The organism is Anaerosporobacter sp. (genome assembly GCF_965301125.1).
In genome coordinates, this window is the sequence record NZ_CBDLAM010000177.1 from 6315 (window position 1) to 7693 (window position 1379).

The 1379-nt window shown below is 30.6% G+C and carries 1 protein-coding gene and 1 pseudogene; one reads left to right on the forward strand and one right to left on the reverse strand.

Translation table 11 applies throughout. The features are described from left to right. Positions 1-117: 117 nt before the first annotated feature. Positions 118-396, reverse strand: a complete 279-nt coding sequence (locus tag ACW2QF_RS15795) for a hypothetical protein (protein WP_455716969.1) — start codon at positions 394-396, stop codon at positions 118-120. 273 nt (positions 397-669) lie between these two features. Here ACW2QF_RS15795 and ACW2QF_RS15800 point away from each other — a divergent pair. Beyond that, positions 670-1149 (forward strand): annotated as a pseudogene (locus ACW2QF_RS15800) (S-ribosylhomocysteine lyase). The last annotated feature ends 230 nt before the right edge of the window (positions 1150-1379 follow it).

Genomic DNA, 1379 nt, shown 5'->3' on the forward strand with positions numbered 1-1379 from the left:
GAAAACAAATAAAAAAAAAAAAAAAACAACAAAAACAATCAACTTTTCGGAATTGTTTTTAACAGGGTGTGGATACTTTTAATTTAAAAGCTTTACTCTAATATACAATGCAACTGTTTACTTCATCTTATTTCTCATATTCTCATATACTTTCTTCGTACCATCTACAACTTCTTCTGTGACCTTCTCTACCTTATGACCAATCTTGCGACTAGCATAATACATATCTTTCCCAAGCATGTCTGCTTTATCTTCTACTTTATTGCAGACATCTTTCGATACACCGACTGTTTTACCAATCTCACTAATTACTTCCCCACCGCGTTTTGTTACCACTCCACTGGCTTTAGTTACACCTTCCGCAACAGAATTCATTGTTTTACCTACTTTAGACATAAAAACACCTCTTTCTTATCTATTCTATACTTTTATTTTCTCCATGTAATTGATTGCTATACTATGATTCATTTTCTATCATCTTCAAATATTTGAAATACTGTCTTCTTGCCTATCCTCTTGTATGATGTTATAATGTACTCATCGGAGCAAAATACAATCACTAATAGAGTGAATATTTGATTTTATCCGATAATCTAGCAATAGAATGTAATCAATTCACCCGAATCATTATATTTATTATAAAATATAAAAAAAGAAAAGAGGATTTTAATGAAACCAATCGCAAGTTTTACAATAGACCACTTAAGACTTCTACCAGGTATCTATGTATCAAGAAAAGATACCTTTGGTGATTCTGTAATTACTACCTTTGATTTACGTATGACTAGACCAAATTACGAACCAGTTATGAATAATGCGGAACTTCATACAATTGAACACCTAGCTGCTACTTTCTTACGTAATCATGCAGATTATGGTTCAAAGACAATCTACTTTGGACCAATGGGTTGTAGAACAGGTTGTTACTTATTATTAGCAGGTGATTACGAATCTAAAGATATTGTTCCATTAATTACTGAGATGTTTGAATTCATCCGCGATTACGAAGGTGCGATTCCAGGTGCTGAAGCTATTGGTTGCTGTAATTACCTTGATCAAAACCTTGATATGGCCAAATATTAAGCCAATCGCTATTTAACTAATGTTTTATATCAAATTAAAGAAGAAAATCTCATATATCCAAACTAGAAGATACTTATTCTAGATATAACCAAAAAGGACAATTATTAACTCTATATTGAGTTATTTAGTTGTCCTTTTTGAATCCTCTCCTCACCTTTAAAAATTGTTTAAAAAAGACAAGAATAAATCTCTCAAACTTTCATATATATTACTAAATAAATTAATATAAGGAGGTAGGACAGATATTCCTATAAAAATATTTGTCTTTTTCTATTATGAGTGAAAATGTATCTTCT